This window comes from Bartonella queenslandensis AUST/NH15 (assembly GCF_000312585.1).
GTDB classification, from domain to species: domain Bacteria; phylum Pseudomonadota; class Alphaproteobacteria; order Rhizobiales; family Rhizobiaceae; genus Bartonella; species Bartonella queenslandensis_A.
Window position 1 is genome coordinate 52,348 of sequence record NZ_HE998003.1, and the last position, 7,131, is coordinate 59,478.

Genomic DNA, 7,131 nt, shown 5'->3' on the forward strand with positions numbered 1-7,131 from the left:
GGATAAGATTTTGCAATTCGGCTTTGGCAATGGCAATGTGGTTTACAGAAAGGCCAAGTCCTACAACTTCATGGACTAAGAATGGAAATACGAGCGTTGTTGATTGTGGTAAAACAGCGCGCATTTTTGCCATTTCGTAAGTCTTTGTTTTGCGTACATCATAACCATTTAAGGTTATTTTTCCGCTGTAAGGAATTTCTCCACTCAATGCTTTGACAAAAGTACTTTTTCCTGATCCGTTAGGACCAATAATGATGGTAAAAGCTCCACTTTTAGCGTGAAGATTAATGTGGTTAAGAATCTGTTTCTTTCCACGCTGAACGCAAATATTTGTCGCTTCAATCATGAAAAGTTTGTTCCTCGTTTGCATATAAGGATCCACAGGAAGAAGGGGGCACCAAAGAGTGCTGTTACGATTCCAATTGGCAATTCTGCGGGCGCAACGATTAAGCGTGAAAAGGTATCAGCAAAAATAAGTAATGCTGCTCCCAAGAGAGCAGAATAAGGAATGAGATAGCGGTGATCAGGACCAATGAGCTGACGTAAAATATGAGGAACAATAATACCAATAAAACCAATACCACCACTGACAGCAACAGCACTTCCACACATAAGAGCAACAAGGGGAATAGCAATATTTTTAACACGTTGAACAGGAAAACCGATATGACCTGCAACAGCTTCTCCAAGCGCAAGAGCATTAAGTGCTCGTGATAAAAAGGGGGAGAAAAGAAGACCCATAAAGATGAAAGGAAGAACAAGCCATACTTTTAACCATGTCGCCCCCGCAAGAGAACCAAGACTCCAAAAAGTGATATCGCGTAATTGTTGGTCATTTGCAATGAAAATCAACGTTCCAACAACCGCACTACTTAAGGCACCAAGGGCAATACCGGCAAGCAACATCGTTGCAATAGAGGTAAAACTATGATGCGTTGCTATTATGTAGAGAACAATCGTTGATAAAAGCCCGCCAAAAAAAGCACCTATGATAACTTTGTACGGCTCTAGAAAAGGTGTAAATGAAACAGGAAAGGCAAAACCTACCACAATTGCTAAAACAGCACCAAGACCGGCTCCTGCTGATACACCTACGATCCCAGGATCGGCAAGAGGGTTACGGAAAAGCCCTTGCATCAGAACACCAGAGACAGCCAAAGCCGCTCCGATCAATAGCCCTAAGATAACGCGAGGAAACCTTATATCAATAAATATGAGATAATCGCGTGTTTTACGACTGACAGAAAATTCTTGCGTAAACATACTATAAAGAAAATCAAAGAGAGAAGTATTTGAAGCACCATTTAAAAGTCCACTTAAGATACTGAAGATGAGGAATATTATTAGACCTAATAAGAGTATTTTTCTCAAATTCTCACGATTTGTTTTTTTATTTTTTTTTGTTTCAGATGCATAAACCATAGATGGCTTCTCTACCAATTTTATCTGTTTTTATCGTTTTGGTTTGCACCATAAAGCATATGAATCAGTTCTCTTGATGCGTATGCAGTGCGTGGACCAAATCCTAAGAGGTACATAGCATCCATTTGTTTAATAGCATGATTTTTGGCGGCAGTTGTTGCTTGGATTGCTGGTATAGCTAAAAGCTTTTCAAGATTAATAGATTTTCCACTATGTGTTATGAGCAAAATAGCATCAGGATTTGCTTTCAATAACGCTTCGTTATTGAGAAGTTTATACCCTTTATAATCAGTAATGGCATTGATACCACCTGAAAGTTTTATGATACCATCAGCTGCTGTATCTGTTCCAGATGCCATAACGCGTCCATTTTGCACGGATAAAATAAAAAGGACACGCTTTGGTTTCGTTACTTTTGCCAAAAGAGCATCATTATCTACAAAATCACGGCTCACTTTTTGAATTAATGCAGCGGCTTGTGCTTCACGATGGATGGCTTTTCCAACGAGGTGAATTTTTTCTATGACACTTTCTCGAGAATAGTTCTCAGGTATGATCACGATAGGGATTGATGTTTTTTTGAGGATTTCAATTGTTGAAGGTGGCCCACTCCCTTCAACGAGTAAGATGCCTTCAGGTGCAAGAGACAAAACACCTTCGGGTGAAAGAGCACGCATATAGCCAAGCACAGGAAGTTTGAGAGCTTCTTTGGGATAAACGCTTGTACTATCACGGGCAACAAGTTGATCTTGTGCTCCTAATGCATAAACAATTTCCGTTAGAGAACCACCAATAGAGACAATTCGTGCATTTTCAGAAAAATGCGTGGCAGGTTCAGCAATAACCCGTTGAGAAAAGAAGCTAAGAAAAAGCAGTATAAAAAGAAGAAAAAACCTTAATCGTCTGCGCAAAAGAAGTATAAGCATATTTATCTCTTTCTAAGCGACAACTAATTCTTGATAGGGAGGAAGAGACTTCAATAAAGAACGCCAATCCTCACGCTCTTTTTGACCTTCTTTGCGCAAGCCAAAGAATTGAACAATCATCTCATCATTTTTATCGAAAACTTCAAGTGAACTAACATAACCATCACGGGTAGGTTTGCGAACATGCCATACACGAGCAATACCAGATGTGAGTAAATGAAGATCAAATCCTGGATCGAGAACATTAAGCCAAGGTCCCATTTGCTTAATATTTTTTACAGTCCCACTAAAAATTTGAATACACCCTCTATTACCAACAAAACACATAATTGGCAGTTCTTGTTGTGCGGCTTGGTTAAGCATCATTTCAACAGCATCTACCTGTAATTCATCGGCAAATTCATTACCAACATGTTTTACAGCATGATGCCGATTAATTTTAAATTCGGAAATAATTTCGCGAAGTTGGTGTACATCTGTCATTTTCCGCCAACGATCCCGAAAACCCTCAATATCCAATTCTGTTATATCACATTGAACTGGAAGGGAAACGGGAAGAATGTCAAGAGCAGAGGACTGATTTTCAAGAAGGAGCTTTTCAACAAGTCCATTCCACTCTTCCATATTTGTCATATCTTTAGAATAGATTTTTAAAATAGCAACGCCATGTTGATCAAAGAACTGTAGACTTTTTATAGGTTTTCCAAGAATAATAACATCATATTCAAAACCGAACTTCCATTGTTTTGTAAAAATACGCAAATCAATTTCACCAAGCGTGATAGGGACATGTTCGTTTTGAACAATTTTTTCAAAGCGTCCTGTTATTTCGTGAACAGCATGTTCGTTTCGTGTTAAGACCATGACTGTTCCAAGTCGAGGAGCGCTCTCCAAGAGAGTAGCAACATCAGCTTGTAGTCTTTTTGCTTTTCCAACAGTACAATAGGCCGCAATAAGTTCTGCTTCAGATATACCAACTGAAACCGCAAAATCACGGTTACGCATTTCTTTTTTTCTTCACGCAAACGAAGAATCATTTCAGCTGTATGTGCCATGATTTTACCTTATGTTACTTAACTCAAAAACTAACTTTCAAATTTTAAAATTACCAAGGCAATAGATTAAACTCTTAAAAGAGTTTAATCTATCACAAAATAACGCTCTATCGCCAACAGCCGAACAATTAAAAAACGATAAAACAGAAAGAATTAAAGCTCTTCTATCAAATCTTTGTAATTTCAAAGATGTTGAAAATAGAAACATAATAATCAATCCTTTTATCGACCGAATAGTTAACAGAAGTGACTAAAACTTTTGTACAAACGACACCTTAAAGTTACGACCAGGCTGGCTATAATAATCTTTCGGTGTTGAACTTTCTCCTGAGGGAAGTTCAGATGCATTCCAATATTTCGTATTGAAAAGATTATAAACACCGGCCCTTAGAATAGGTCCCGTTTCACCGAAGGGTTTCCACCATCCTGTCATATCAACGACATGATATCCTGGAATTTTTTGGTAATCAGATTTCTTAGCTACTTTATCACGTTTGGCAGCCAAAGTAAGGATAACATCGCTTCCCCAAACTTCTTTCGCATACCCTAAGCCGATAACTGCCTTTAAAGGAGGAATTAAATTAAGATATTCCTTTTTATCAAGATCTTTTCCTTGTGAATAAGCAAGAGAAACATTGCTATGAAAACCATTTTTAAGAGCTAAATGTGCTTTTGTTTCAACACCAAAAATTTGCACACGAAAACGATTCATGTAATGCCGACGCGCAAATCTGAATTCTTCTGATGGACCTCTATCCTCGGTATCTATGAAGTTCTTATATTGGTTGATAAAGGCATTGAAGGAACCACCAAAATTTTCATTTCCATATCGTAGACCAACATCATATCCATTACTTGTTTCTGGTTGAAGATCAGGATTTCCTTTCACGTAATAAGCAGAAGGTTTGATATAAGAGACATAAAGTTCTGAAATACGCGGTGCACGAAAAGCCTGAGCCCACTGAGCATAGAGCGTTACTTGATTACGAACATCCCACTCCACGCGTAATTTAGGAGAAAAGCGTGATCCACTTCTTTCTGGAGGGAATTTATCAGAAATCAGTGCTTTTTCATAAGCAGGTGTTTTCTGAGGAATATATTTGTACCAATCATACCGAATTCCTGGTGTTACACGAAAACGATTATCAACCAAACCAATTTCATCTTCAAAAACAAAGCCTAAATTGTAACCATTTGTGTCTGGTGAATCTGATCGATTAGCAGGAACAAAAAGACATCCCCGAGCGTATTCTTTTATATGACAATTATCTTTACCTAACAAATAGTGATGAAATTTAGATAACGAAACATTTGTTGCAAACCTTAACGTATGATTTGTAGTGCCAAAATCCACTTTTTTAAATGCATCAGCATTGAAACCATAATTGATATTACGCAAGAAATTATCTCTTAAATAATCCCCTTTGGGGGCTGAAACACGAACGCCAGTCATAACATAACGACTTGATTGCCTTTGCCAATAAAGCAGTCCACTCAACGCATCAAGAAACGCATCGCCATTACCATTATAATTATAAGAAAGAGACAAGCGCTCACGAAGTTTATTATCCCGCTCATAAACAGAACCTGGAGCATATCTTTTAGACGAATTTAATTCATGTGTATTACTATTATGACCAAAACGCTCTGCGGTAAAACCAAGCCGATGATTATCACTCAAATATTGATGAATTTTAAAAAGCAAGTTATTTTTATCAAAGTGAGAAGGGTTTTTACGCGTGCGTTCTTCATATCCTCCCACTGTTCCCATATTTTTGCGCTCATGACCTTCTACATATGACCCTTGGAAAAGTAAAAATGTCTGGTAATTACGCACAGCAAAAGCTTGATCGATGCGCCAGCTGTTATCAACGGAATGATAACCACCTTTTATAAGGCTTCCCCAATTCTTTCCTTCCTCGATAAGGTCTTCAGGATTAAGAGTACGCAACGCAATTACTCCGCCTAAGGCGCCAGAACCATAAAGACTAGAATCCGACCCTTGAATAGTATCAAACGTAGAAAGAGCATTGAAATCAAAAGTTGTGTTTCCACCCCCACCACGGAATATATCATTAAACCATGGAAGAGAAATACCATCCATTGTCGTAAGAACACGGTTTGCATCTAAACCCCGGATAACGAAACTGTTATTTTCTGAGTTATAGGATACAGAAGGGTTAAGACGACTCACATCATAAACATCAGTTATTTGTTTTTCATCAATATTCTTGTTGGTTTTACGATCAGTCAGAACAGTTATTGAATTTGAAGTATCTTCTACTTTTTTTCCTTTAATAAGGATTGGCTTGAGCTCAGTCACAACATCCTTATCGCTGTTTTGTGCAAAAACAAATGAAGGTATACAGACCGACAACGCACCTAAAATCACACAGCTTTTGTGGATATTTTTTCGTCTTATTTGCATAACACATTATAACCTTTTTTTTAATATCCCCTCTCTAAGCTTGAAATTTTACATATGAAAATGCTTGACTTAACCCTACCAAAAATTAGCCAACCAAGCAGAGATGATTTAAAATACAAAATCACAGAGAAACCATATTAAACATGATAAAATCAGTCAAGAAAAAAGTTGCAATTTCAAAATAGCTTGTTTTAATGAGATGAAATACCAATATTGCACTTAGAATAGCGGCGGAAAAACGATGAACTTTGCAAATACGAGGCAGTTATCAACTCTTTGGATGGTTGCATTTGTTGGTGCTCTGTTTCTGCATATTGCATTGGGAGCACAGTTTTATTTTCGAAAGACTGGTGTCAGTAAGGGTATGCTCTCGTCAACAGTTATGCTAACTCTTGCCCAAGAGAGTGTATATCTAGATGCTGATATGGATTCGTCGAATTCGGATCATGATACGGATTTGTCAAATGTTAGCACAAAATCAGAACTATTGCAGCCAGATCTTTCTGAGCAAGAGCCAGAGATACTGGAAACGGTGGATGACATTCAACCGGAAGAGCTCCAGCATACTGTAGAAAAAGATGATTTTACAGTAAAATCTTTGGAAGAATCTCTTCCTCAAAAAGTAGAAGATAAAATATTTGAGAAAAAAACAATACCAAAGACAGTTGTAAAAAAGCCATCTGTAAAGGCCGTGCATTCACTTAATGCCAGACAGAGCGGTAGTACAGCAGGGCTGGAAGATATGGTGTTAATGGAGTGGTTAGCAAAGGTACAGTCGCAATTAGAAAAGCAAAAAAATTATGTTGTGGGACAGCGTATCAGTCGAGCAAAAGGAACGGTGAAATTAGAATTTAGGGTGCATGAGCGGGGGAGTATTTTTTCCAGCCGTGTCGTCATTTCTGCTGGAGATCCAGAACTTGATCGATTGGCTATGGCAGCCCTTCAACGCGTTGGTTCTTTTCCTCCCCCTCCACCATCAAAAGTAAATAAAATTATCAGAGTATCCTTGATATTTAGCTGATTTTTTTTTATGAAGGCTCAGTTCATATAATATATTTATTTATAAAGGCTATTTATAGTTTTAATGAAAGTTCAAATATAGTTTTTTCGATTTTTTTTGACATTGAAGCAATCAAAATCATTCACTGGCTTATGACACAAGTGAGGAAGAGCATGGATAAAAAAACTTTAAAAAGCAGTAAACATACTTCTTATGAATGCTCTAAATGAAAGGGCTATTGCAACATTCGGGATTAGAGGATGATAGAGCTATAGCTTTTATTAAGTAAAGGTTAATTGT

Annotated in this window: 5 protein-coding genes and 1 pseudogene; 1 reads left to right on the forward strand and 5 read right to left on the reverse strand. The window is 37.6% G+C overall.

Features of this window, described 5'->3' with window-relative positions; translation table 11 throughout:
• From BN338_RS05395 to BN338_RS05415, 5 genes and pseudogenes are all read right to left on the reverse strand, one after another.
• Nucleotides 1–346 (reverse strand): ATP-binding cassette domain-containing protein (locus tag BN338_RS05395; RefSeq protein ID WP_039759806.1); only part of this gene is annotated, 346 nt, incomplete at its 3' end.
• Entirely contained in the window at nt 343–1,422 is a 1,080-nt protein-coding gene (locus tag BN338_RS05400; protein ID WP_039759808.1) for a FecCD family ABC transporter permease, read from the reverse strand. The genes BN338_RS05395 and BN338_RS05400, both read right to left, overlap by 4 nt.
• A 20-nt stretch (nt 1,423–1,442) precedes the next feature.
• Nucleotides 1,443–2,348, reverse strand: coding sequence for a heme/hemin ABC transporter substrate-binding protein (locus BN338_RS05405; RefSeq protein ID WP_039759809.1), 906 nt, complete (start codon nt 2,346–2,348; stop codon nt 1,443–1,445).
• A 12-nt stretch (nt 2,349–2,360) separates the two neighbouring features.
• A pseudogene (locus BN338_RS05410) lies at nt 2,361–3,403 on the reverse strand (hemin-degrading factor).
• A gap of 250 nt (nt 3,404–3,653) precedes the next feature.
• Nucleotides 3,654–5,831, reverse strand: a complete 2,178-nt coding sequence (locus BN338_RS05415; protein WP_039759812.1) for a TonB-dependent hemoglobin/transferrin/lactoferrin family receptor — start codon at nt 5,829–5,831, stop codon at nt 3,654–3,656.
• 241 nt (nt 5,832–6,072) lie between these two features.
• Between BN338_RS05415 and BN338_RS05420 the strand changes: the two genes are divergently transcribed.
• Nucleotides 6,073–6,852, forward strand: coding sequence for an energy transducer TonB family protein (locus BN338_RS05420; RefSeq protein ID WP_039759814.1), 780 nt, complete (start codon nt 6,073–6,075; stop codon nt 6,850–6,852).
• Nucleotides 6,853–7,131 lie beyond the last annotated feature (279 nt).

Excerpts from the sequence above, each read along its gene's own strand:
- BN338_RS05400 (WP_039759808.1), bottom strand. The coding sequence starts at position 1,422 with ATGGTTTATGCATCTGAAACAAAAAAAAATAAAAAAACAAATCGTGAG.
- BN338_RS05405 (WP_039759809.1), bottom strand. The coding sequence starts at position 2,348 with ATGCTTATACTTCTTTTGCGCAGACGATTAAGGTTTTTTCTTCTTTTT.
- BN338_RS05415 (WP_039759812.1), bottom strand. The coding sequence starts at position 5,831 with ATGCAAATAAGACGAAAAAATATCCACAAAAGCTGTGTGATTTTAGGT.
- BN338_RS05420 (WP_039759814.1), top strand. The coding sequence starts at position 6,073 with ATGAACTTTGCAAATACGAGGCAGTTATCAACTCTTTGGATGGTTGCA.